At 60.7% G+C, this 24,497-nt stretch carries 19 protein-coding genes and 1 pseudogene; 8 read left to right on the plus strand and 12 right to left on the minus strand.

From position 1 onward, the window contains the following. A partial coding sequence (gene purL / locus PMI29_RS24315) for a phosphoribosylformylglycinamidine synthase (protein ID WP_007994837.1) occupies positions 1-3,734 on the minus strand: 3,734 nt, incomplete at its 3' end. Between the two features lie 285 nt (positions 3,735-4,019). Here purL and mltF point away from each other — a divergent pair. Next, the gene (mltF, locus tag PMI29_RS24310) at positions 4,020-5,480 is read left to right on the plus strand and encodes a membrane-bound lytic murein transglycosylase MltF (RefSeq protein WP_081501631.1); all 1,461 of its coding nucleotides are present in this window, start codon (positions 4,020-4,022) and stop codon (positions 5,478-5,480) included. Between the two features lie 112 nt (positions 5,481-5,592). Here the strand turns inward: mltF and pdxJ are convergent, their stop codons facing one another. The 8 genes from pdxJ to lptF form a co-directional block, all read right to left on the minus strand. Beyond that, a complete protein-coding gene (pdxJ, locus tag PMI29_RS24305) occupies positions 5,593-6,336 on the minus strand; it encodes a pyridoxine 5'-phosphate synthase (protein ID WP_007994841.1) in 744 nt (247 codons plus the stop codon). A gap of 51 nt (positions 6,337-6,387) precedes the next feature. Then, positions 6,388-7,077: a DNA repair protein RecO gene (gene recO / locus PMI29_RS24300; protein ID WP_007994845.1), complete on the minus strand. Its 690-nt coding sequence runs from the start codon at positions 7,075-7,077 to the stop codon at positions 6,388-6,390. A gap of 174 nt (positions 7,078-7,251) precedes the next feature. Then, on the minus strand, positions 7,252-8,154 hold the full coding sequence (era, locus tag PMI29_RS24295) for a GTPase Era (RefSeq protein WP_007994846.1): 903 nt from the start codon (positions 8,152-8,154) through the stop codon (positions 7,252-7,254). Next, positions 8,147-8,836: a ribonuclease III gene (gene rnc / locus PMI29_RS24290; protein ID WP_007973960.1), complete on the minus strand. Its 690-nt coding sequence runs from the start codon at positions 8,834-8,836 to the stop codon at positions 8,147-8,149. The genes era and rnc overlap by 8 nt, the downstream gene beginning before the upstream one ends. A gap of 186 nt (positions 8,837-9,022) precedes the next feature. Beyond that, positions 9,023-9,877, minus strand: coding sequence for a signal peptidase I (gene lepB, locus PMI29_RS24285; protein WP_007994848.1), 855 nt, complete (start codon positions 9,875-9,877; stop codon positions 9,023-9,025). A gap of 5 nt (positions 9,878-9,882) precedes the next feature. Further along, positions 9,883-11,682 carry a translation elongation factor 4 gene (gene lepA / locus PMI29_RS24280; protein ID WP_007994850.1) on the minus strand — a complete coding sequence of 600 codons (1,800 nt, stop codon included), beginning with the start codon at positions 11,680-11,682 and terminating at the stop codon, positions 9,883-9,885. 171 nt (positions 11,683-11,853) lie between these two features. Next, the gene (gene lptG, locus PMI29_RS24275; RefSeq protein ID WP_007994852.1) at positions 11,854-12,915 is read right to left on the minus strand and encodes an LPS export ABC transporter permease LptG; all 1,062 of its coding nucleotides are present in this window, start codon (positions 12,913-12,915) and stop codon (positions 11,854-11,856) included. Then, positions 12,908-14,026: an LPS export ABC transporter permease LptF gene (lptF, locus tag PMI29_RS24270; RefSeq protein ID WP_007994854.1), complete on the minus strand. Its 1,119-nt coding sequence runs from the start codon at positions 14,024-14,026 to the stop codon at positions 12,908-12,910. The genes lptG and lptF overlap by 8 nt, the downstream gene beginning before the upstream one ends. A gap of 169 nt (positions 14,027-14,195) precedes the next feature. On the opposite strand from lptF, the pseudogene PMI29_RS32470 reads away from it, so the two are divergent. The 4 genes and pseudogenes from PMI29_RS32470 to PMI29_RS24255 all read left to right on the plus strand — a co-directional run. Next, positions 14,196-14,276 (plus strand): annotated as a pseudogene (locus PMI29_RS32470) (outer membrane lipoprotein carrier protein LolA); the annotation flags it as partial. A 170-nt stretch (positions 14,277-14,446) separates the two neighbouring features. Further along, positions 14,447-15,937: a leucyl aminopeptidase gene (locus PMI29_RS24265; protein WP_033052049.1), complete on the plus strand. Its 1,491-nt coding sequence runs from the start codon at positions 14,447-14,449 to the stop codon at positions 15,935-15,937. A gap of 60 nt (positions 15,938-15,997) precedes the next feature. After that, a complete protein-coding gene (locus tag PMI29_RS24260) occupies positions 15,998-16,426 on the plus strand; it encodes a DNA polymerase III subunit chi (RefSeq protein ID WP_007994859.1) in 429 nt (142 codons plus the stop codon). Between the two features lie 8 nt (positions 16,427-16,434). After that, positions 16,435-16,842, plus strand: a complete 408-nt coding sequence (locus tag PMI29_RS24255) for a hypothetical protein (protein ID WP_007994860.1) — start codon at positions 16,435-16,437, stop codon at positions 16,840-16,842. 127 nt (positions 16,843-16,969) lie between these two features. On the opposite strand, the gene PMI29_RS24250 is transcribed toward PMI29_RS24255, so the two are convergent. Next, positions 16,970-17,737, minus strand: a complete 768-nt coding sequence (locus PMI29_RS24250) for a sulfite exporter TauE/SafE family protein (RefSeq protein ID WP_007994862.1) — start codon at positions 17,735-17,737, stop codon at positions 16,970-16,972. Positions 17,738-17,952: 215 nt separating this feature from the next. Between PMI29_RS24250 and xseA the strand changes: the two genes are divergently transcribed. The 3 genes from xseA (at position 17,953) to leuA (ending at position 22,296) form a co-directional block, all read left to right on the plus strand. Then, positions 17,953-19,332, plus strand: coding sequence for an exodeoxyribonuclease VII large subunit (gene xseA, locus PMI29_RS24245; RefSeq protein ID WP_033052047.1), 1,380 nt, complete (start codon positions 17,953-17,955; stop codon positions 19,330-19,332). A gap of 3 nt (positions 19,333-19,335) precedes the next feature. Next, complete coding sequence (locus PMI29_RS24240) at positions 19,336-20,157, plus strand: M23 family metallopeptidase (RefSeq protein ID WP_007994865.1); 822 nt, start codon at positions 19,336-19,338, stop codon at positions 20,155-20,157. Positions 20,158-20,616: 459 nt separating this feature from the next. After that, positions 20,617-22,296, plus strand: coding sequence for a 2-isopropylmalate synthase (leuA, locus tag PMI29_RS24235; protein WP_007994867.1), 1,680 nt, complete (start codon positions 20,617-20,619; stop codon positions 22,294-22,296). 186 nt (positions 22,297-22,482) lie between these two features. On the opposite strand, the gene PMI29_RS24230 is transcribed toward leuA, so the two are convergent. Together PMI29_RS24230 and PMI29_RS24225 are read right to left on the minus strand one after the other, a co-directional pair. Next, positions 22,483-23,274, minus strand: a complete 792-nt coding sequence (locus PMI29_RS24230) for an amidohydrolase (RefSeq protein ID WP_007994872.1) — start codon at positions 23,272-23,274, stop codon at positions 22,483-22,485. Continuing rightward, positions 23,262-24,410, minus strand: coding sequence for a pyridoxal phosphate-dependent aminotransferase (locus PMI29_RS24225; protein ID WP_007994874.1), 1,149 nt, complete (start codon positions 24,408-24,410; stop codon positions 23,262-23,264). The genes PMI29_RS24230 and PMI29_RS24225 overlap by 13 nt, the downstream gene beginning before the upstream one ends. Positions 24,411-24,497: the final 87 nt, after the last annotated feature.

The following is a 24,497-nucleotide window of genomic DNA, read 5'->3' on the forward strand; positions in this document are numbered from 1 at the left end:
GGGGGGGAGCCGTTCGGGTTGGCCGGGTAGCTTTCGGTGACCTTGCCGTGGTTGTCGACGAAACGCATCGCCACGCAACCCGACAGATCGGCTTCCAGAAGTGCTTCTTCGCTGGCGAACTCGGCATGACCTTCGCCGTGGGCGATGGCGATCGGCATGCGCGAACCGGCCATGCCCTGCAGGAAGATCGAGTTCGACTCCTGGATCTGCACCATGGCAACACGGGCTTCGAACTGCTCGGAACGGTTGCGCACGAAGTGCGGCCAGAACTCGCTGCCCGGGATCAGCTCGTGCAGGTTGGACATCATCTGGCAACCGTTGCACACGCCGAGGGTGAAGCTGTCGTTACGCTCGAAGAAACCCTGGAACGCATCGCGGGCGCGGCTGTTGAACAGCGCGGATTTCGCCCAGCCTTCACCGGCACCCAATACGTCGCCGTAAGAGAAACCACCGCAAGCGACCATGCCCTTGAACTCGTTCAGGTCGACACGGCCGGCCAGAATGTCGCTCATGTGCACGTCAATCGCGTTGAAACCGGCGCGGTCGAACGCAGCCGCCATTTCCACCTGACCGTTGACGCCCTGCTCACGCAATACGGCAACCTGTGGGCGAATGCCTTTCTTGATGTAAGGCGCGGCGATGTCCTGGTTGATGTCGTAGCTCAGCTTGACGCTCAGGCCCGGGTTGTCTTCTTCCAGCAGCACGTCGAACTCTTGCTCGGCGCAGTCGGCGTTGTCACGCAGACGCTGGATCTGGTAGCTGGTCTCGGCCCACTGGCGTTGCAGCAGACGACGCTGGCCTTCGAACACGGTGTCACCGTTGAAGGTGATGCCGATCTCGCCATTGTTGATTGGCTGACCGATCACCGACACACAATCGCCCAGGCCGGCAGCGCTGAACTGCGCGAGGATGTCCGGGGTGGCGTCCTGGCGAACCTGGATTACCGCACCCAGTTCTTCGTTGAACAGGATCGCGGCGATGTCGGCGGAAGAATCCGCCAGGCTGTCGAGGTTCAGGCTCAGGCCGCAGTGACCGGCGAACGCCATTTCCACCACGCTGGTCAGCAGACCACCGTCGGAACGGTCGTGGTAAGCCAGCAGGTGACCGTCGGCGTTGAGGCCCTGGATCACGGCGAAGAAGGCCTTGAGGTCTTCAGCGTCATCGACGTCCGGAGCCTGCTTGCCGAGTTTGCCGTGAACCTGCGCGAGGATCGAGGCGCCCATGCGGTTCTGACCACGGCCCAGGTCGATCAGGATCAGGTCGGTGGTGCCCTTGTCCATGCGCAGTTGCGGGGTCAGGGTCTGACGGATGTCAGTCACTGGCGCGAAACCGGTCACGATCAGGGACATCGGCGAAGTGACGGACTTGTCCACGCCTTCATCGTTCCAGCGCGTGGCCATGGACATCGAGTCCTTGCCCACCGGAATGGTGATGCCCAGCTCAGGGCAGAGTTCCATGCCGACCGCTTTCACGGTGTCGTACAGACGCGCGTCTTCACCCGGGTGACCGGCAGCGGACATCCAGTTCGCCGACAGCTTGATGTCGGAGATCTTGCCGATGCGCGAAGCCGCGATGTTGGTCAGGGTTTCGCCGATGGCCATGCGGCCCGACGCCGGAGCGTCCAGCAGTGCCAGCGGAGTACGCTCGCCCATGGCCATGGCTTCACCGGTGTAGACGTCGAAGCTGGTGGCGGTGACGGCAACGTCGGCCACCGGCACCTGCCACGGGCCGACCATCTGGTCACGGGCCACGAGGCCGGTGATGGTGCGGTCGCCGATGGTGATCAGGAAGCTCTTGCTGGCCACGGCCGGGTGATGCAGGACGCGCTCGACGCAGTCGGCAATGTTCAGGGTCGACGGATCGAAGTCATCGCCCAGTTCTGCTTCACGAACCACCGAACGGTGCATGCGCGGAGCCTTGCCCAGCAACACTTCCAGTGGCATGTCCACCGGGCTGTTGCCGAAATGGCTGTCGGTGACAGTCAGCTGAGGTTCGGCAGTGGCTTCGCCGACGACGGCAAACGGGCAACGCTCACGTTCGCAGATCGCCTTGAAGCGTTCGAAATCCGCCGGGCCTACGGCCAGAACGTAACGTTCCTGGGATTCGTTGGACCAGATTTCGTGCGGGGCCATGCCCGGCTCGTCGTTTGGAATGTTGCGCAGTTCGAAACGGCCACCGCGGTCGCCGTCGTTGACCAGTTCCGGGAAGGCGTTGGACAGACCGCCCGCGCCCACGTCGTGGATGAAGCTGATCGGGTTCTTGTCGCCCAGTTGCCAGCAACGGTCGATGACTTCCTGGCAGCGACGTTCCATTTCCGGGTTTTCACGCTGAACCGAAGCGAAATCCAGGTCCGCCGAGCTGGTGCCGGTGGCCATGGAGGAAGCTGCACCGCCGCCCAGGCCGATCAGCATCGCCGGGCCGCCGAGCACGATCAGCTTGGAGCCAACCAGGATCTCGCCTTTCTTGACGTGCTCTTCACGGATGTTGCCCATGCCGCCAGCCAGCATGATCGGCTTGTGGTAGCCGCGAACCTCATCACCGTGTGGCGTGGTGATCGATTGTTCGAAGGTACGGAAGTAACCGGTCAGCGCCGGACGGCCGAATTCGTTGTTGAACGCGGCACCGCCCAATGGGCCTTCGATCATGATGTCCAGTGCGGTAACGATGCGCTCAGGCTTGCCGTACGGCACTTCCCACGGCTGTTCGAAGCCCGGGATCTGCAGGTTGGACACGGTGAAACCGGTCAGGCCAGCCTTCGGCTTGGCACCGCGACCGGTGGCGCCTTCGTCGCGGATTTCGCCACCGGAACCGGTGGACGCGCCCGGGAACGGAGCAATCGCGGTCGGGTGGTTATGGGTTTCAACCTTCATCAGGATGTGCACCGGTTCCTGCACCGCGCCGTACTGGCGGGTTTCAGGGTCCGGGAAGAAGCGGCCGGCCACGGAACCGACGATCACCGAAGCGTTGTCCTTATAAGCAGACAGGACACCTTCGCTGTGCATCTGGTAGGTGTTCTTGATCATGCCGAACAGGCTTTTTTCCTGGCTCTGGCCGTCGATGTCCCAACTGGCGTTGAAGATCTTGTGACGGCAGTGCTCGGAGTTCGCCTGGGCGAACATCATCAGTTCGATGTCATGCGGGTTACGCTTCAAGCCGACGAAGGCGTTGACCAGGTAGTCGATCTCGTCTTCGGCCAGGGCCAGGCCCAGCTCGGTGTTGGCTTTTTCCAGCGCGGCGCGGCCGCCACCCAGCACGTCGATGGCGGTCAGGGGTTTCGGTTCGGCGTGACTGAACAGGCCGGCGGCCTGTTCGAGGTTGCCCAGGACGATCTGGGTCATGCGGTCGTGCAGCCCGTCAGCAATAAGCTGGGCTTCAGCGTCGCTGAACTGGCCGGCCACATAGAACGCGATGCCGCGCTCCAGGCGCTGGATTTTCGCCAGGCCGCAGTTGCGGGCGATGTCGCTGGCCTTGCTCGACCACGGCGAGATGGTGCCGAAACGCGGCAGCACCAGAAACAGACGACCGGTCGGTTCTTGTACCGGAACGCTTGGACCGTACTTCAGAAGGCGCGCAAGCACCTGCTGTTCGTCGCCGGTCAGGACGCCGGTAACTTCGGCGAAGTGAGCGAATTCAGCATACAGGCCGCTGACAGCCGGAACCTTCTGGCTCAGTTGCTCAAGGAGCTTGCTGTGGCGAAAGGCAGAAAGGGCAGGAGCGCCGCGCAGGATCAACATCTTCGGGACAGCCTCGGGAAGGGGTGTGCTTTGAGGCCGTGCATTCTAGCCTAAACAGCCCGCGACAGCACCCGAAACGCTACGCACGGTTGCACTCGGGTATCGATCTGTGTTTCTGCCTCGAAAGTCAGGTTAACCAGGCATGTGACGACAGCTTATTTTTACTGTAACAGAATGCAGACAAGGCCCGTTCCTGCGGGGTTTCGGCCGGATTTGTGATCTCTAGCAGACTAGCCCTTCACTGTCGAGATATGGCGCCCGTGGTCCTTTGCGTATACTGCGCAGATGTTTTTCCCAACGGCTTTACGTCCGCGGTACGCCAAATGGCTGATCGCAACCGGACTCTTCCTGATGCTCGGTGGCTGTGTTGATAAACCCAACACGCTCGAGCGCGTAAAGGAGGATGGTGTGCTGCGGGTGGTTACCCGAAACAGCCCCGCCACCTACTTTCAGGATCGCAACGGTGAAACCGGCTTCGAATACGAGCTGGTGAAGCGCTTCGCCGACGATCTGGGGGTCGAGCTCAAGATCGAGACCGCCGACAACCTCGATGACCTGTTCAACCAGGTCGGCAAGCCCAACGGTCCGGTGCTGGCGGCTGCCGGCCTGGTCAGCAGCGACGAACGCAAAAAGCAGGTGCGCTTCTCCCACTCCTACCTGGAAGTCACCCCGCAGATCATCTACCGCAACGGCCAGTCACGGCCGACCGATGCGAAGGACCTGGTGGGCAAGAAGATCATGGTGCTCAAGGGCAGCACCCACGCCGAACAACTGGCGCAGTTGAAACAGAAGTTTCCCGGCATCGAATACGAAGAGTCTGACGCGGTCGAGGTCGTCGATCTCCTGCGCATGGTGGACGAAGGTCAGATCGACCTGACGCTGGTCGACTCCAACGAAGTGGCAATGAACCAGGTGTACTTCACCAACATCCGGGTCGCCTTCGACCTCGGTGACGCCAGCAACCAGAGCTGGGCCGTCGCGCCGGGCGACGACAACAGCCTGCTCAACGAAATCAACGATTACCTCGACAAGGTCAAGAAAAACGGCACCCTGCAACGCCTCAAGGACCGCTACTACGGGCATGTCGACGTCCTCGGCTACATGGGCGCCACCACGTTTGCCCAACACTTGCAGCAACGCCTGCCCAAGTACGAACAGCACTTCAAGGCGTACGCCAAGAAAGAGAAAGTCGACTGGCGCCTGTTGGCGGCCATCGGGTACCAGGAGTCGTTGTGGCAAGCGGCCGTCACGTCCAAGACCGGCGTGCGCGGCCTGATGATGCTGACCCAGAACACCGCGCAGGCCATGGGCGTGTCCAATCGCCTCGATCCGAAACAAAGCATCATGGGCGGCGCCAAGTACCTGGCCTACATGAAAGACCAGCTCGACGATTCGATTCAGGAACCCGACCGTACCTGGTTTGCCCTGGCGGCCTACAACGTCGGCAGCGGCCACCTGGATGACGCACGCAAACTGGCGGCCAGGGAAGGGTTGAACCCGGACAAATGGCTGGATGTGAAGAAGATCCTGCCGCGCCTGTCGGAAAAGAAGTGGTACAGCAAGACCCGTTACGGCTACGCCCGTGGCGGCGAACCGGTGCATTTCGTGGCGAACATCCGTCGTTACTACGACATCCTGACCTGGGTCACGCAGCCGCAGCTTGAAGGCGATCAGGTCGCCGAGGGCAAACTGCTGGTGCCGGGGATCGACAAGACCAAGCCGGCGCAGGAACCTTCGCCCCTGTAGGAGCGAGCTTGCTCGCGATGGTGGGTAACGATAACGCGGGTTTTCTGAAAGAACGCGGCGCTCTCAAGTCCATCGCGAGCAAGCTCGCTCCTACAGGGTTTTGTGTTGGTTTTTAAGCCTTGGCCGCCGCCAGAATCAGCGCCTTCATCTCCGAAACAGCCGACTTGAACCCAACGAACAGCGCGTGGGCCACCAGTGCATGGCCGATGTTCAGCTCGTTGATGCCCTTGATCGCCGCCACGGCTTCAACGTTGTGATAGTGCAGGCCATGGCCGGCATTTACGATCAGCCCCTGGGCCAGGCCAAAGGCCACGCCATCGGCCACACGCTTGAGTTCTTCAGCGACTTCGGTTGGCGTCTCGGCATCGGCATAACGCCCGGTGTGCAGTTCGATGGCCGGCGCGCCGACACGGCGGGAGGCTTCGATCTGACGCTCGTCGGCATCGATGAACAGCGACACTTCGGAGCCGATCTTCGACAGGCGCTCGACCGCGGCCTTGATCCGCGCTTCCTGCCCCGCCACATCCAGGCCACCTTCGGTGGTCAGTTCCTGACGGGTTTCCGGCACCAGGCAAATGTGCGCCGGGCGGATGCGCTCGGCGAACTGCATCATTTCTTCGGTGACGCCCATTTCGAAGTTCATGCGGGTTTGCAGCACGTCCTTGAGCAGCAGAACGTCGCGCTCCTGGATGTGCCGACGGTCTTCGCGCAGGTGCACGGTGATGCCGTCAGCGCCCGCCTCTTCCGCGTCCAGTGCTGCCTTGACCGGGTCCGGGTAACGGGTACCCCGGGCCTGACGCAGGGTGGCAACGTGGTCGATGTTCACGCCAAGGAGAATACGGGTGCTGGTGGTCACGGAAGCGCTCCAGAAGAAGAGAAAGTTCGGTGCACAGCATACATGGGGAATTTACGGTTTTCGAAACAACTCGCGGGAAACCAAAGGTCGGCCCCCGAGATGCACCGCCAGCGCCTGACGCATCAAGCGCTTGGCCGCCGACAAGGCACCCGGCGCGCTCCAGTCGGCATCAGCCATGGCCAGCAGTTCAGTGCCATTGAACAAACCCGGTTGCAGCAGGTAGACCCGCTCCAGCCCGGCATCCACTTGCAAACGATAAAGACCGTCGGGGGCGATGGCCTCATCATGGATATCCGTAGTCAGTGAGAATCCGTAGCCGAGGTCATCGAGCAAGCGCCACTCGAAGGAGCGCAGCAAGGGCTCCAGGGGTCGACCTTCGGCCAGGGCCAGCAAGGTGGCGGCGTAATGATCGAACACCGAAGGGAGCGGATCTTCAGCGGGCAACAGACGAATCAGCAGTTCATTGAGGTAAAGACCGCTGAACAGCGCCTCGCCATTGAGCCAGGTGGAAACACCGGCACTTTCCATGCGCCCGACGTTCTTCAGCTCACCCTTGCCCCGGAACTCGACTTCCAATGGCACGAACGGCCGCGCCAACGTTCCGGCCTTGCCCCTCGCACTGCGCAACACTGCCCGCAACCGGCCTTGCGGCGTGAGGAAATCCACCAGCGCGCTGTTTTCACGGTAGGCGCGGGAGTGCAGGACGTAGGCGGGCTGGCCGATTGGCGGGGTTGAGGACATGGCAATCAGAATTCTCAAGATAGGAAAACGATCTTACAAACACCCCAAAACCAATGTGGGAGCGAGCTTGCTCGCGATTGCGGTCTGTCAGTCAACATTGACGTTGAATTTCAGGCCCTCATCGCGAGCAAGCTCGCTCCCACAGGGTTTCTCTGGTGTATCAGGAACCGAGTCTTACAGGTCGCCATAACCCAGCGAACGCAGCGCACGTTCGTCATCGGACCAGCCACCCTTAACCTTGACCCACAGGTTGAGCATGATCTTGGAGTCGAACAGCAGCTCCATGTCCTTGCGCGCCTCGGTGCCGATGCGCTTGATGCGCTCGCCCTTGTCGCCAATGATGATTTTCTTCTGGCCATCGCGCTCGACGAGGATCAAGGCATGGATATGCAGGGTCTTGCCCTGCTGCTTGAACTCTTCGATTTCGACCGTGATCTGGTACGGCAGCTCGGCGCCCATCTGGCGCATGATTTTCTCGCGCACCAGTTCAGCGGCGAGGAAACGGCTGCTGCGGTCGGTGATCTGGTCTTCCGGGAAAAAGTGATCGTTTTCCGGCAGGTGCCCGGCAATCACTCGTTCCAGCGCATCGAGGTTGTGCCCGTGCTGCGCGGAAATCGGCATGATCTGCGCATTCGGCAGCTGCTCCTGCAACCAGCTCAGGTGCGGCATCAACTCGGCTTTGTCTTCGATGCGATCGGTCTTGTTCAGCGCCACGATCAGCGGGCCGGTCACGTACTGGACGCGCTCGAGAACCATCTGGTCCTCTTCGGTCCACTTGGTGCGGTCGACCACGAAGATCACCACGTCGACGTCTTTCAACGCCGCCGAAGCGGTCTTGTTCATGTAGCGGTTCAGGGCCTTTTCGCCGCCCTTGTGCATGCCAGGGGTGTCGACGTAGATCGCCTGCACGTCGCCCTCGGTCTTGATACCGAGCATGTTGTGACGGGTGGTCTGCGGCTTGCGCGAGGTGATTGCCAGCTTCTGACCGAGGATGTGGTTCAGCAGCGTGGACTTGCCCACGTTCGGACGGCCGACGATGGCAACATAGCCACAGCGAGTTGCGGTTGTATCAGTCATTGCCATTCTCCACACCCAGGGCAATCAGTGCTGCGGCGGCCGCTACCTGTTCGGCAATACGACGACTCACACCCTGACCTCGGCTTTTTTCATTCAGTAAGATGATTTCGCATTCGACGAAGAACGTCCGGCAATGCGGCTCACCCTGGATATCCACCACTTCGTAACGCGGCAGCTCACAACCACGGGACTGCAGGAACTCCTGCAGGCGGGTCTTTGGATCTTTGTTGGTGTCGACCAGCGTCAGGCCTTCGAACTCTCCGGCCAGCCAGGCGAGCACACGCTCGCGGGCCACTTCCATGCCGGCATCGAGGTAGATTGCACCGATCAGCGCTTCCAGGGCATCGGCCAGAATCGACTCGCGACGAAAGCCGCCGCTTTTCAGTTCACCGGAACCCAGGCGCAGGTATTCGCCCAGATCGAAACCACGAGCCAGTACGGCCAGGGTCTCACCTTTCACCAGACGCGCGCGCAAACGCGACAACTGGCCTTCGCGGGCCAGCGGGAACCGCTCGAACAGCGCCTCACCGGCGACGAAGTTGAGAATGGCGTCACCGAGGAACTCCAGGCGTTCATTGTTACGCCCGGCAAAACTGCGGTGAGTCAGGGCCAGGACCATCAGTTCCTGATCCTTGAAGGTGTAGCCGAGCTGACGCTCTAGACGGCTTAAGGAGACGCTCACGGTTTACCCACGCTGAGTTCGTGGCTGGATTCCACCGCCATCGCCGTGATGCGGCGCAGGCTTGGGACAATTAACGCTGTGTTCAAAAATTACGTCCTGAATATCATTGGCTTCATGCTTCCGGGCGCCGAAATGTGCCGGTTCCAGAAATGCATTCGGCGCTGTGTTCAACAGCGCCGTGTTTGATTACTTGATCAGGCCAACCCGCGAGAAATTCGGCAGGTGGCTGAGTTTTGGTTCCGGCCAGCTCATCCAGACCGCAAAGGCCTTGCCGACGATATTCTTGTCGGGAACCATGCCCAGCAGATCCTTGGGAATGCTCGGATCATCCCAGTAGCGACTGTCGTTCGAGTTGTCGCGGTTGTCGCCCATCATGAAGTAGTGCCCGGCCGGCACGGTCCATGAATGGTCCGGCATTGCACGGTAGCGGCTCATTTCCTTGCGGATCATGTGCTCGGCTGCACCGAGTTTTTCCTTGTAGAGCTCAGCGCTGCCCAGCGTGCCCGGCTCGGAGCCGACCAGTTGCTCGGCAATCGATTGACCGTTGACGAACAGACGCTTGTCGGCGGTGTAACGAACCGTGTCGCCCGGCAGGCCGACTACACGCTTGATGTAGTTGACGTTCGGATCGCTCGGGTAACGAAACACCATGACATCGCCGCGCTGCGGATCACCGACTTCGATGATTTTCTTGTCGATCACCGGCAAGCGGATCCCGTAGGAAAACTTGCTCACCAGAATGAAGTCGCCGACATCCAGGGTTGGCTTCATCGAACCGGAAGGAATCTGGAACGGTTCCACCAGGAACGAACGCAGCACCAGCACAATGAACAACACCGGGAAGAACGACTTGCCGTATTCAACCAGCAGCGGCTCCTTGTTCAGCTTCTCGACCACAACCATGTCAGGCTGGCTGACGCTGCCCTGATAGGAGGCGATGGCGGCACGCCGACGCGGCGCCAGGATCAACAGATCGAGCAACGCCAACAGGCCGCAGACGAACACGGCGATGACCAGCAACAGCGGGAAATTTAGTGACATAGGACCTAACTATCCAACCTGAGCACTGCAAGGAAGGCTTCCTGTGGAATTTCCACGTTGCCGACTTGCTTCATGCGTTTCTTACCGGCCTTTTGCTTTTCCAGCAGCTTCTTCTTACGGCTGACGTCACCACCGTAGCATTTGGCCAATACGTTCTTTCTGAGCGCCTTGACGGTTGTCCGCGCCACAATCTGCCCGCCAATGGCGGCCTGGATTGCCACGTCGAACATCTGCCGCGGAATCAGATCCTTCATCTTCTCGGTCAACTGGCGACCTTTGTAGTGCGAGTTGTCACGGTGCACGATCAGCGCCAGGGCGTCGACTTTGTCGCCGTTGATCAGCACGTCCAGTTTCACCAGGCTGGCCGATTGGTAACGATCGAAATGGTAGTCCAGAGAAGCATAGCCGCGACTGGTGGATTTCAGACGATCGAAGAAGTCCAGCACCACTTCGTTCATCGGCAGGTCGTAGGTCACTTGTACCTGGGAGCCGAGGAACAGCATGTCGACCTGCACACCGCGTTTTTCGATGCACAGGGTAATGACGTTACCCAAGTGCTCTTGCGGCACAAGAATATTGGCGCGCACGATCGGCTCGCGCATGTCTTCGATGGCAGACAGGTCCGGCAGTTTCGACGGGTTATCGACGTAGATCGTCTCACCGGTCTTGAGCAGCAGCTCGAAGATTACCGTCGGCGCCGTGGTAATCAGGTCCAGGTTGTACTCGCGCTCCAGGCGCTCCTGGATGATTTCCATGTGCAGCATGCCGAGGAAGCCGCAACGGAAGCCGAAGCCCAGGGCGTCGGAGCTTTCCGGCGTGTATTGCAGCGACGAATCGTTGAGGGTGAGCTTTTGCAGCGCTTCACGGAAATCTTCGAAGTCGTCGGAGCTGACCGGGAACAGACCGGCGTATACCTGCGGCTGAATGCGCTTGAAGCCTGGCAGTACGTCAACGTCCGGAGTTGTACTCAAGGTCAGGGTATCGCCCACTGGCGCGCCGTGAATGTCCTTGATGCTGGCGATGATGAAGCCCACTTCACCGGCCTTCAGGTCAACGGTCGGGGTGTGTTTCGGGTTGAACACGCCGACGCTGTCCACCAGGTGGATCTTGCCGGTGGATTTGACCAGGATCTTGTCACCCTTCTTCACGCGGCCGTGGCGCACGCGCACCAGGGAGACAACGCCCAGGTAGTTGTCGAACCAGGAGTCGATGATCAACGCTTGCAGCGGATCTTCGATGTTGCCGGTCGGCGCCGGAATGGTGGTCACCAGGCGCTCGAGCACTTCATCGACGCCCAGACCGGTCTTGGCACTGCAAGTGACCGCGTCGGTGGCATCGATGCCGATGATTTTTTCGATTTCTTCCTTCACGCGGTCCGGATCGGCCTGTGGCAGGTCGATCTTGTTCAGCACCGGCATCACTTCCAGGCCCTGTTCGATCGCCGTGTAGCAGTTGGCAACCGACTGCGCTTCAACACCTTGACCGGCATCGACCACCAGCAGCGCGCCTTCACAGGCAGCCAGCGAACGGCTCACCTCATAGGTGAAGTCAACGTGGCCGGGGGTATCAATGAAGTTGAGCTGGTAGTTGATACCGTCGCGAGCCTTGTAATACAGGGTGACGCTGTGCGCCTTGATGGTGATCCCGCGCTCGCGCTCGAGGTCCATGGAGTCCAGGACCTGGGCTTCCATTTCGCGCTCGGCCAGGCCGCCACACATCTGGATGAAGCGATCGGCCAGCGTCGACTTGCCATGGTCAATGTGGGCGATGATGGAGAAATTGCGGATATGACTCAAATCACTCACGGATCAACACTCAAAAAGGCTGCAGGCATAGCCCGCCGAAAAATAGCCGGGAATTGTACCTGATCCACGGCGCAAGCGTCACGTTCGCAGGTCAGACGGCACCTACAAAAACGCCCCGGTCTTGCGACCAGGGCGTTTTTTATCGTCAAAGCGGTCGGGAAATGCCCGTCATCAGCCTGCCCGGCGCATCAGCCAGAGCCCCGCCACGGCACAAACACCCGCTGGCACCAGCACCGAAAGCAAGGGTGGGAAGCCGAACACCTGGCTCGACGGCCCCAGCAGATCCTGAACGATGCGGAAGGTGAAGCCCACCAGCACGCCGGTGAACACTCGTTGACCCAGGGTCACCGAACGCAGCGGACCAAAGATGAAGGAAATCGCCATCAACACCAGGGCGGCAGTGACCAGCGGCTGCAACACCTTGACCCAAAATGCCAGCCAATAACGGCTGTTGTTCAACCCCTGCTCCGCCAGATAGTGGATATACCCCCACAGACCGCTGATCGACAGCGACTCCGGCACCATGACCACCGTGCTCAGCAATTGCGGACTCAAGGCTACTTCCCATCGCTCGACCGGGGTCGACACCACTTCAGTGCTGCGCTCGTGGAACAGCGTCGTCGTGACGTCCGTCAACTGCCAGTGATCCGTGTCGAACTCGGCACGCTTGGCGAAGCTCGCCGACAGCATGTGCCGTTCGTTGTCGAAACGGTAGCGGGTCACGCCGTACAGGATGCCGTTGGGTTGTACCGAGTTGACGTGAATGAACTCATCGCCCTGGCGGTGCCACAAGCCGTGCTTGGCGCTTTGTGCATCGCCGCTGCCCTGGGCCAGCGAGCGATTGGCCTGCGCGGCGGTTTCGGCAGGCGGCGCGATGTACTCGCCGACCAGCACACCGGCGAGCATCAATACCAGCATCGGTTTCATCACCGCCCAGACGATCCGGCCGATCGACACACCGGCGGCGCGCATGACGGTCAGTTCACTGTTGCTGGCCAGACTGCCCAGACCGATCAGGCAACCGATCAGCGCGGCCATCGGCAGCATTTCGTACATCCGGCGTGGCGCAGTCAGCGTCACATAACTCAGAACATCGAGCAGGGTGTAGGTATCGGTGACTTCACTCATCTCGTCGATGAAGGCAAACAGTGTCGCCAGGCCAAGAATGATCCCGAGCACCGCCAGAATCGCAATCAACACGCTGCTACCAATGTAGCGATCCAGCTTAACCACGGGCCACCTCCAGCGCGCTGCGGCGACTTGCCCTCTTCAAACGCAAGGGCTCCCAATAGAGCAGGCCCAGGCCGATGGCCAGGAAAATCCCGTGCACCCACCACAAGCCCAGTGCCGCGGGGATCTTGCCCTTGTCCAGGGCACCGCGGGCGGCAATCAGAATGGTCAGGTAGGCCATATAAAGAAGAACCGCCGGCAGCAACTTGAGGAACCGGCCCTGACGCGGGTTGACCCGCGACAACGGTACCGCCATCAAGGTCACGATGAACACCAGCAACGGCAGTGACATACGCCATTGCAATTCGGCGCGCAAACGAATGTCTTCACTGCCGACCAACGTACTGGTCGGCATCGCATCACGGTCTGTGACTTCGTCGCTGACGTCCGGTTTTGGCAGCAACACACCGTACTCGTCGTATTTGATCGCCCGGTAGTCGGCCTGACCCGGACTACCGTCATAGCGATAGCCGTTATCAAGGATCAGGTAGCGGTTGCCGTCCGGGCGAATCTCCTGACGCCCCTTTTCCGCCACCAGGACAGAAATCCCGCGATCCTTGTTATTGGAACTGATGTTTTTTTGCGAGATGAACACACCGCCCAGATTGACGCGGTCATCCGACATGCGCTCGGTGTAGGTGACCCGGGTACCGTCTCGCAGGGCCTGGAAACGCCCTGGCTCCAGGGTATCGAATTCGGTCAGGGCATCCTGCTTGTTCAGCAGCAACTGAAACTGGTTGGCCCCTTGTGGCGCCAGGCTCAGGCTCAGCCACGCCACGATGAGTGCAACCAGGGTGGCCGGAAACATTGTCATCCAAACCAGCCGCTGCTGGCTCATGCCGGTGGCCGAGAGCACGGTCATTTCACTTTCGAGGTACAGGCGCCCGTAGGACAACAGGATCCCGAGAAACAGCCCAAGCGGCAGAATCAGTTGGAGGAATCCCGGCAGACGAAAGCCCATGATCAGGAACAGCGAACCCGGATCCAGCAGGCCAGAGGCCGCCTGGGCGAGGTACTTGATGAAACGACCGCTCATGATGATGACCAGCAGCACGGCGCTGACGGCGCTCAAGGTCAACAGGACTTCGCGGGACAGGTAACGGAAGACAATCAAACCAGACACTCCAGGGTTGTCAGGCTAAGGCGGCCAAACAAGCAAACGTATCGGACAGCCCGCAAGGCAGAGCCGCCGAAAAAAGATGGCGCATTATCCTGTGATTGGGCACGCCTGTCACTGCGCAATACATTGGGCCGCAGGGTGTGTAGGAGCGAGCGAGCTCGCGATGGTCGTTAACGATAACGCGGGAGGCCTGAAACCCCGCGGCACCCTCAGGTTCTTCGCGAGCAAGCTCGCTCCTACGCTGGCTCACAAAACCATGAAGATCGTACAACCGAGGGTTGTCAGCCGCCGGTAGCGAGGTTCAAACTGCGGCCTTTGTCGCCGGTCGATCCTGGCGCCTTTCTGTTTATAAGCAATCGACGCACATAAGGTGTCGGGCGCATGCGTGATAACCATCAATTCAGGGACCCGGACATGGAACTGGTTGTAAAAAGCGTCAACCCCGAAACGTTGAAGACCGCCACTCTCGTGGTCTCCGTCGGCGAAGGCCGCAAGCTCGGCGCTGTTGCCAAACAACTCGACGAACTGAGCGGCGGCGCGATCAGCGCAGTGCTTAAGCGCGGCGACCTGGCCGGCAAGGTTGGCCAGAGCCTGTTGCTGCACAGCCTGCCGAACCTCAAGGCCGAGCGTGTGCTGCTGGTGGGCGTGGGCAAGGATGATGAACTGGGTGACCGCCCGTTCCGCAAAATCATCGCCGGTATCCTCAACTCCCTGAAAGGCCTGGGTGGCAGCGATGCGGTGCTGGCCCTGGATGAAGTGGTCGTCAAAGGCCGCGACAGCTACGGCAAGACCCGCCTGCTGGCCGAAACCCTGGTGGACGGCGAATACAGCTTCGAGCAGTTCAAGAGCCAGAAAGCCGATCCCCGCGCCCTGAAGAAAATCACCCTGCTGACCATCAAAGCCGCTCAGGCCGAAGTGCAACGCGCCGTGACCCACGCCACCGCCATCGCCAACGGCATGGCCTTCACCCGTGATCTGGGCAACCTGCCGCCGAACATCTGCCACCCGACCTTCCTCGGTGAGCAGGCAAAAGAGCTGGGTAAAGAGTTCAAGGACCTGAAAGTCGAAGTCCTCGACGAGAAGAAGATCAAGGCGCTGGGCATGGGCTCGTTCTATGCCGTGGGCCAGGGCAGCGCACAGCCACCACGCCTGATCGTCATGCAATACAACGGCGGCAAGAAATCCGAGAAGCCATACGCGCTGGTTGGCAAGGGCATCACCTTCGACACCGGCGGTATCAGCCTGAAACCGGGCGCCGGCATGGATGAAATGAAGTACGACATGGGCGGCGCCGCCAGCGTGTTCGGCACCCTGCGCGCCGTGCTCGAGCTGAAACTGCCGATCAACCTGGTGTGCATCCTGGCCTGCGCCGAGAACATGCCGAGCGGCACTGCTTCGCGACCAGGCGACATCGTGACCACCATGAGCGGCCAGACTGTGGAAATCCTCAACACCGACGCCGAAGGCCGTCTGGTGCTGTGCGACGCCCTGACCTATTCCGAGCGTTTCAAGCCACAAGCCGTTATCGACATCGCGACCCTGACCGGCGCCTGCGTGGTAGCCCTGGGTTCCCACACGTCGGGCCTGCTGGGTAACAATGACGAACTGATCGGCCAACTGCTGAGCGCCGGCAAGGCTGCCGACGACCGCGCCTGGCAACTGCCGCTGTTCGATGAGTACCAGGAACAGCTAGACAGTCCATTTGCCGACATCGCCAACATTGGTGGCCCGAAAGCCGGCACCATCACCGCTGCCTGCTTCCTGTCGCGCTTCACCAAGAACCTGAACTGGGCGCACCTGGACATCGCCGGCACTGCCTGGACCAGCGGCGGCAAGGACAAGGGCGCCACTGGCCGTCCGGTTCCCCTGCTGACCCAGTACCTGCTGGATCGCGCCAAAGCCTGAAACCGTTGATGGGCGGCGGCGTCACTTTCCGGTGATGCCGCTTGCCGCTCTGGAACCGCAATGACCAAAGTCGACTTCTATATCCTGCCCAGCGCCGATCCTTCGGCACGCCTGGACTTTGCCTGCAAGCTCACCGAGAAAGCCTGGCGCATGGGCCACCGGATCTACCTGCATTGCAGCGACGCGGCCCAGCGTGACGATCTGGATGCGCGGCTATGGGCGTTCAAGGGCGAAAGCTTCGTGCCCCACGGCCCTGCCGACAGCGAACCTGACGGCTTGATTGTTTTGGGGTTGGGCGATGACTGCGGTCAGCATCAGGATTTGCTGGTCAATCTCGACCTGAAAGTCCCGGCCTTCGCCAACAAGTTCGCCAGAGTGGCGGAAGTGGTGGTGGAGGATCCGACGATCAGAGCGGCCGCGCGGGAGAGTTTCCGTTTCTACCGCGAACAGGGCTATCCTCTGCAAGATCACCGTTTACAGCGACTCTGAGCCTTCCAATGGACACTCCAAAACCGCTGCAACAGTCCGCGCACCTGCTGGACGACCTTGAGTCGATCCGCCAATTGCTCGGCGATGACAACCTGCAACCGCCCCTGCTGACCGACACGGTCGAGGAAGGCGATCAGGAACAGATTCCCATGTTGTTCGACGCCGTGAGCGAGCCTTCGCCACCCGTCGAAGCGACAACCCCTGCCCCCATCGTTGAACCCGTCGCCGCGGCGACGTCGACACCGGCCGCCAGCAAGAACCCGGATGACTTGCTGCACCTGGACAGCGAATTGCGCGCCGCCGCGCAGCTGATCATGCAAGACGTGATCGACGATTTCGCCCCGCACATCGAAACCGAAATCAAACGCCGCCTCAGTGCACGACTTGAGCGGTTGTTGAGCCAGTACAACGATTGAAGCAGCTTTTTTTGTAGGAGCGAGCTTGCTCGCGAAGAACGTGAGGGCGACGCGTTTATCAGGGAACACGCGTTATCGTTAAAGTCCATCGCGAGCAGGCTCGCTCCTACAGAGAGCAAAATGCAGTTCAAGCGCTCAAATAGCGCCCGATCAACGCGATCCCGCTGGCCAGCACCAGCCACGTCACCAGGCGCACGAACGCCTCGCGGGACAAGCGCATGGTCAACCGTCGACCGAACCACAGCCCCAGCACCATGGCCGGCAACAGACAAACCGCCAGCACCAGTAACGGCAAATCGGCATACACACCGGCGATTGCAAACAGGCTCAAACGCACCACCGTACTGCAACTGATCAGTGCGCTCTGGGTGGCCCGGGCTGCCTCCTTGGGCAACCGGCTGTTCAGATAGATCGCATAGAGAAAGCCGCCGCTGCCAAACAACGCACCAAACATTCCGCCCACCGTCCCCATCGGCAGCACCCACAGGGCGGACAGTTGCGTCGGCCGGGTCTTGATCCACAGGCTGTAAATCGCATAGCAGCTGATGAACAACCCCATCAACAGCAGCAACAGGTCGGACTTGAGGTTCAGCAGGAAAATCACTCCCAGCGTGCAACCCACGGCCATACACGGCAACAACCGCAACAGCTCCGGCCTGGCTACATCGCGCCGCGAAGGCAACAGATTGCCGAATGCCGCGACAAAATCGAGCAGCACCAGCAACGGCACGATCTTCGACAGCGGCATGAACAGAATCAGAATCGGTCCCGCCACCAGCGCCGTACCGAAACCGGCGATGCCAAATACGATGTAGGCCAGGGCAATCCCTGCGCCGATGACCAGCCATTCCATGGCGCCGAATGGCCATTGGGTTAACAACTCAAGCACACTCATTCTCCCTGTCTTCCTTGATTACCGCTGACGACTTTAAACCTGTGGGAGCGAGCTTGCTCGCGATGGCGTCTTAAAATTCATCGACGATGTCGACTGCTGGAGCGCTATCGTCGGATCGCCGCCCGGAGCAAGCTCGCTCCCACATCAAGCGGCTCCACAAGGGATTTATGCTGGGCCATGGAGATTGCCGGGCAAATGCCTTTAAACTGCGCCCCATGATTAAAGATCCCTTTGCAAGACTCGGCCTGGACCGCGAAGTCCTGACCGTCAGCCAGCTCAATGGCCGCGCGCGGGTGTTGCTCGAAGACGTGTTCAGCAACATCTGGGTCGAAGGCGAAATCTCCAACCTCGCCCGCCCGGCTTCCGGCCACGTGTATTTCACCCTCAAGGACAGCGGCGCCCAGGTGCGTTGCGCGCTGTTCCGGCAGAACGCGGCACGGGTTCGCCAGGCCTTGAAGGACGGGCTCGCGGTCAAGGTGCGCGGCAAAGTCTCGCTGTTCGAAGGGCGCGGTGATTATCAGCTGATCCTCGACACCGTGGAGCCGGCCGGCGATGGCGCCTTGCGCCTGGCTTTCGATGCACTCAAGGAAAAGCTCAGCGCCGAAGGCCTGTTCAGTGCCGAGCGCAAGGTCCCGCTGCCGGCGCATCCGCAACGCATCGGCATCATCAGTTCGCCCACCGGCGCGGTGATCCGCGACATCATCAGTGTGTTCCGCCGCCGCGCACCGCAGGTGCAGTTGACGCTGATCCCCACCGCCGTACAGGGCCGCGAAGCCACCGCGCAGATTGTCCGCGCCCTGAAACTGGCGGATGCCCGCGGTTTCGACGCACTGATCCTGGCCCGGGGCGGCGGCTCGCTGGAAGACCTCTGGTGCTTCAACGAAGAAGCCGTGGCCCGCGCCGTAGATGCCTGCGTGACGCCGATTGTCAGCGCGGTCGGCCATGAAACCGACGTATCGATCAGCGACTTCGTGGCCGACGTTCGCGCACCCACCCCTTCCGCTGCCGCCGAATTGCTGGCACCGGATTCCAGCGATCTGGTGCGTCGAGTCGAAAGCCTGCACCGCCGGCTGGTGATGCGCATGCGTGACCGCCTGATGCGCGATCGACTACGCCTGGAAGGTATCTCCCGGCGCCTGCGTCATCCCGGCGAGCGCCTGCGCCAGCAAGCGCAACGCCTGGACGACCTGGACATGCGCATGCGCCGCGCGTTCGAGCGTAGCCTCAACACCCGTCGCGAACGCTTGATCCGCCTGGAAACCCGTCTGGCCGCACAACATCCGGGCCGGCAACTGGCAATGCTGCGCCAGCGCCTCGACAGCCTGGCCGAACGCCTGCCGCGCGCCATCCGCGAAGGCCTGAAGAACCGTCGCCTGCAATTGCACAGCCAGATGCAGACACTGCATGTAGTCAGCCCGTTGGCGACCCTCGGCCGTGGTTACAGCATTTTGCTGGACGAGCGCGGCAATGCGATCCGCAGCGCCGCGCAAACCCATACCGGCCAGCGCCTGAAAGCCAAACTGGGCGAAGGCGAACTGCAAGTCCGGGTCGAAGACAATCACCTGACGCCCGTCACCCTTTCTTTACTGGACTGATCCATGCCGCGCTTCCTGGCTCCATTGCTGTTGCTGTGCCTGACCTTCAATGCCCACGCCGATAGCTACATCACCCGTCTGTTGAACAAACCGGTGCCGGGCGGCGTTGCGGTGGTCGACCTGGGCACATCCACCCAGGCGCCAAAAGCCAGTTATCAAGGCAAACCGGTGCTGGTTGTCAAGGAACAGGAAAACTGGCTGGCCATCGTCGGCGTGCCGCTGACGGTCAAACCAGGGGTTCAATCGATCAGCAGCGGCGGTCGTAATCTGAGTTTTACAGTTGGCAACAAGGCATACCCGGAACAGCGCATCACCCTGAAGAACACCCAACAGGTCAATCCGGACCCGGAAAACCTCAAGCGCATCGAACGTGAACTGGCCGAGCAGATTGCCGCTTACCGCACGTTCAGCCCCAATACCCCGAGCAACGTGCTGCTGGACAAACCGGTGAACGGGCCGCTGTCGAGCAAGTTCGGCGTGCGGCGTTTTTTCAACGGCGAAGAGCGCAATCCCCACTCAGGCCTGGACTTCGCCGTGCCGGCCGGTACGCCGATCAAGACCCCGGCTGCCGGCAAGGTGATCCTGATCGGTAACTACTTCTTCAATGGCAACACGGTATTTGTCGACCATGGTCAGGGCTTTATCAGCATGTTCTGCCATATGTCGAAAATCGACGTGAAGGTGGGGCAACAACTGGCCCGGGGCGGTGTGGTTGGCAAGGTCGGGGCGACTGGCCGTGCGACCGGACCGCACATGCACTGGAACGTCAGCCTGAACGATGCGCGGGTGGATCCGGCCATCTTCATTGGTGCGTTTCAACCTTGATTATTGCGTAAGGCAGCTGACGCCATCGCGAGCAAGCTCGCTCCCACAGTGTCCGTGTTCAAGCACATCCAAAGTGGGAGCGAGCTTGCTCGCAATGGCAATTTCACAGGCACCGAAAGTCGTCCAGCTACGCCCCACACCAATTGCGCACCACTCAAACCTTGCGCAAACAACAAAACAATCACTGCCAATCACAGCAATAAAATCTCGATAAACACTCGCCCACGAGTATTCCTCTCAATTTTTTTCGACTGCTTGCCAACCTTCCCCCCCGCGGTTAGGGTTGAAGGCATGAAAACCTCTCACACCCTCATTCAGCTCCGCCAGCACAGCAGCCTGTGCCTTGTCAGTGCACGACTGCCGGGCTGAATCGTGGTGCCTCGTCCCAAGCGTTACGCCAAGAACTTTTGATCCACCGGCAGGCCGCCTTTTTTCGGCCCACACAATAAGGATTTCCTGATGAGCATGCTCAAAGACCCGTCTTCGAAATACCGCGCGTTCCCGACCATCGACATTCCGGACCGCACCTGGCCATCGAAAACCATCACCGCCGCACCGATCTGGTGCAGCTCCGACCTGCGCGACGGCAACCAGTCGCTGATCGAACCGATGGACGCGGTCAAGAAGCTGCGCTTCTGGAAAACCCTGGTTCAGGTCGGCGTGAAGGAAATCGAAGCGTCGTTCCCGGCCGCCTCGCAAACCGACTTCGACTTCGTTCGCACCCTGATCGAAGGCAACCACATCCCGGACGACACCACCATCCAGGTGCTGACCCAGGGCCGTGAAGACCTGATCGAGCGCACTTTCGAATCCCTGCGCGGCGCGAAGAAAGCCATCGTTCACCTGTACAACGCGACCTCCCCTTCCTTCCGCCGCATTGTCTTTAACCAGGACAAGGACGGGGTCAAGGCCATCGCCGTGAACGCCGCCAAACTGTTCGTCAAGTACGCGGCCATGCAGCCGGACACCGAGTGGACCTTCGAATACTCGCCAGAAACCTTCAGCGCCACCGAACTGGAGTTTGCCAAGGAAGTCTGCGATGCGGTGATCGAAGTCTGGAACCCGACGCCCGAGCACAAGATGATCCTCAACCTGCCGGCCACTGTCGAATGCGCGACGCCGAACATCTATGCCGACCAGATCGAATGGTTCGGCCGTCACATCAACCGTCGTGACAGCGTGATCATCAGCCTGCACACCCACAACGACCGTGGCACTGGCGTTGCCGCGACTGAGTTGGGGCTGATGGCTGGCGCCGACCGTGTCGAAGGCTGCCTGTTCGGCAACGGCGAGCGTACCGGTAACGTCGACCTCGTGACCGTGGCCCTGAACCTCTACACCCAGGGCGTGAACCCTGAGCTGGACTTCTCCGACATCGACGGCGTGCGCAAAGTCGTCGAAGAGTGCAACCAGATCCAGGTGCACCCGCGTCACCCGTACGTCGGCGACCTGGTGCATACCGCGTTCTCCGGCTCGCACCAGGATGCGATCCGCAAGGGCTTTGCCCAGCAGAAACCGGACGAGTTGTGGGAAGTACCGTACCTGCCAATCGATCCGGCCGACATCGGCCGCAGCTACGAGGCGGTCATCCGCGTCAACAGCCAGTCGGGCAAGGGTGGTATCGCCTACCTGCTGGAACAGGAATATGGCATCAGCCTGCCGCGTCGCATGCAGATCGAGTTCAGCCAGGTCGTGCAACGTGAAACCGACCGCCTGGGCCTGGAAATGACCGCCCAGCAAATTCACGCGCTGCTGTACAGCGAGTACTTGCAGGCCAACACCCCGTACGCGCTGGTCAGCCATCGTCTGCAGGAAGAGAACGGCCACAGCGCGGTGGAAGTCGAAGTCGCCAGCCAAGGCCAGGGCGAAACCAACCTGCACTGGCGCGGCAAGGGCAACGGCGCCCTCGAAGCGCTGGTGGCCGGCCTGCCGGTACCGGTGGAAATCATGGACTACAACGAGCACGCCATCGGCGCGGGCACCAATGCCAAGGCCGCGGCCTACATTGAACTGCGTGTAAACGGTGAACGTGCGGTGCATGGCGTCGGCATCGACGAAAACATCACCACCGCCAGCTTCAAGGCCCTGTTCAGCGCACTGAACCGCTCGCTGAGCCAGCCGGAAGCGAAAGCGGCGTAAGCCTCCGCTGATACGCAAAAGGCCCCGGGGTGTGAACCTCGGGGCCTTTTTGTTTGCCTGTCCGTTTTTGTGTTGTTTGTCCCGGCCCCATCGCGAGCAAGCTCGCTCCCACATTTGATCGGTGTGAACGCGGTCACTGTGGGAGCGAGCTTGCTCGCGATGAGGCCCTGTCAGGCAGCGAAAATTTCAGGTGAACTCGAAGGTATCTGCATCCAGATTCGCCGGAAACCGCTGCCGATACGCCGCCAGCTCTGCCGCATCCAGCGTCACCTTGAACACCCCGTCAGCCTCCCCCGCACTGAGCAGCGTCTCACCCTGGAAATCCAGTACCTGGCTGTCACCCGTATACGCAAAGCCTTTGCCATCCGTGCCAATGCGGTTCACCGCCGCCACATAGCACAGGTTCTCGATCGCCCGCGCGGGCAACAAGCGATTCCAGTGCTGGCGCCGCGCGCCCGGCCAGTTCGCGGTGTACAGCAGCAGATCCGTGTCCTGGGCGTCACGACTCCACACCGGGAAGCGTAAGTCGTAGCAAATCAGCGGCCGCACTCGCCAGCCCTTGAGCTCGAACTGCACCTGGCGTTCGCCGGGGGTGTAGTGGTTGTGCTCGCCGGCCATGCGGAACAGGTGACGCTTGTCGTAGTGCAACACTTCGCCGTCCGGACGCGCCCACAGCAGACGATTGCGGTGACTGCCGTCGGCGGCCTGAACGATCACGCTACCGGTGATCACCGCATCCAGCTTCGCCGCCTGAACCCGCAGCCACTTGCTGGTGGGACCGTTTTCCGGCTCGGCGAGCGTCTCGGATTCCATGGAGAACCCAGTGGTAAACATCTCCGGCAGGATGATCAGGTCAGCGCCGCGTGCCTGCTCCAGCAATTGCTCGAAATGCTCCAGATTGGCCTGGCGGTCGTGCCAGGCCAGGGACGTCTGGATCAGCGCCACGTTCAAATTGGGCAATGCACTCAGATCACGCATAGTTTTTCCGCTGCCTCACGCAGGGTCTCCTCGCGCTTGGCAAAGCACAGCCGCACCAGGCGCTGGCCTTCAGGAGGCGTCTGGTAGAACACCGAGATCGGGATACTTGCCACGCCATGCTCGCGAGTCATCCACAGGGCCATCTCGACGTCATTGAGGTCCGGACGGATCTGCGAGTAATCGACCAACTGGAAATAGGTGCCGGTCACCCGGGTGAAACTGAAACGCGATGGCGCCAGCAGATCGCAAAACAAATCACGCTTGGCCTGATAGAAACCCGGCAGCTCTTCCACGTGCTCGGGATGCTCGGCCATAAAATCGGCCAAGGCATATTGCAGCGGCGTCACACCACAGAAATTGACGTACTGGTGCACCTTGCGCAATTCCGCCGTCAGGGCCGGTGGTGCGACCACGTAGCCAGTTTTCCAGCCTGTGACGTGGTAGGTCTTGCCGAACGAACTGACCACGAATGCACGCTGATACAGCTCCTCATGGGCCAGCACGCTGACGTGGGGCACACCATCAAACACCAGGTGCTCGTAGACTTCGTCGCTGATCACATAAATGTCGCGATCGCGGATCAAGGCTGCCAACTGGTCGAGTTCGGCACGGCTGATCAACGCACCACTAGGGTTGTGCGGGGCGTTGAGAATGATCATCCGCGTGCGCGGGCTGAGTGCCTGGGCAAGCTTCTCAAAGTCGATACTGAAGTCGTTCAGGCCCAGTTGCACATGCACGCAACGACCGCCGGCCAGCTCTACCGAAGGCTCGTAGCTGTCGTATGCCGGGTCAAACACGATGACTTCGTCACCGCTGTGGATAACCGCCTGAATGGCACAGAAAATCGCCTCGGTCGCGCCGGGGGTGACCGTCACTTCAGTATCCACATCCACCTGCGCGCCATAACTGCGGGCGATCTTCGCTGCGATCTGCTGACGCAACACCGGCAGCCCGGTCATTGGCGAATATTGATTATGGCCGCTGGCGATATGCCGGCCAACCGCATCGCACAGGGCCTGCGGGGCCGCGAAATCGGGAAAACCCTGGGACAGATTGAGCGCGCCGGTCTGTGCCGCGAGCTGAGACATCTGAGTGAAGATAGTGATGCCGACATTCGGCAGCTTGCTGGTGATCATCGGTGGTTCCCTGCTCTACACCCGGCTCTACGGCGGCGCGGGGGAGTCCGAGGATAGCCCAAACGGCAGGCATGAAAAAGGGCGCCA

The sequence above is a fragment of the Pseudomonas sp. GM49 genome, from assembly GCF_000282355.1.
Lineage (GTDB): Bacteria > Pseudomonadota > Gammaproteobacteria > Pseudomonadales > Pseudomonadaceae > Aquipseudomonas.

Excerpts from the sequence above, each read along its gene's own strand:
- PMI29_RS24255 (WP_007994860.1), top strand. The coding sequence starts at position 16,435 with ATGGACACTCCAAAACCGCTGCAACAGTCCGCGCACCTGCTGGACGAC.
- xseA (WP_033052047.1), top strand. The coding sequence starts at position 17,953 with ATGATTAAAGATCCCTTTGCAAGACTCGGCCTGGACCGCGAAGTCCTG.
- PMI29_RS24265 (WP_033052049.1), top strand. The coding sequence starts at position 14,447 with ATGGAACTGGTTGTAAAAAGCGTCAACCCCGAAACGTTGAAGACCGCC.
- leuA (WP_007994867.1), top strand. The coding sequence starts at position 20,617 with ATGAGCATGCTCAAAGACCCGTCTTCGAAATACCGCGCGTTCCCGACC.
- PMI29_RS24260 (WP_007994859.1), top strand. The coding sequence starts at position 15,998 with ATGACCAAAGTCGACTTCTATATCCTGCCCAGCGCCGATCCTTCGGCA.
- PMI29_RS24240 (WP_007994865.1), top strand. The coding sequence starts at position 19,336 with ATGCCGCGCTTCCTGGCTCCATTGCTGTTGCTGTGCCTGACCTTCAAT.
- lepB (WP_007994848.1), bottom strand. The coding sequence starts at position 9,877 with ATGTCACTAAATTTCCCGCTGTTGCTGGTCATCGCCGTGTTCGTCTGC.
- PMI29_RS24225 (WP_007994874.1), bottom strand. The coding sequence starts at position 24,410 with ATGATCACCAGCAAGCTGCCGAATGTCGGCATCACTATCTTCACTCAG.
- era (WP_007994846.1), bottom strand. The coding sequence starts at position 8,154 with ATGACTGATACAACCGCAACTCGCTGTGGCTATGTTGCCATCGTCGGC.
- PMI29_RS24250 (WP_007994862.1), bottom strand. The coding sequence starts at position 17,737 with ATGAGTGTGCTTGAGTTGTTAACCCAATGGCCATTCGGCGCCATGGAA.
- mltF (WP_081501631.1), top strand. The coding sequence starts at position 4,020 with ATGTTTTTCCCAACGGCTTTACGTCCGCGGTACGCCAAATGGCTGATC.
- recO (WP_007994845.1), bottom strand. The coding sequence starts at position 7,077 with ATGTCCTCAACCCCGCCAATCGGCCAGCCCGCCTACGTCCTGCACTCC.
- PMI29_RS24230 (WP_007994872.1), bottom strand. The coding sequence starts at position 23,274 with ATGCGTGATCTGAGTGCATTGCCCAATTTGAACGTGGCGCTGATCCAG.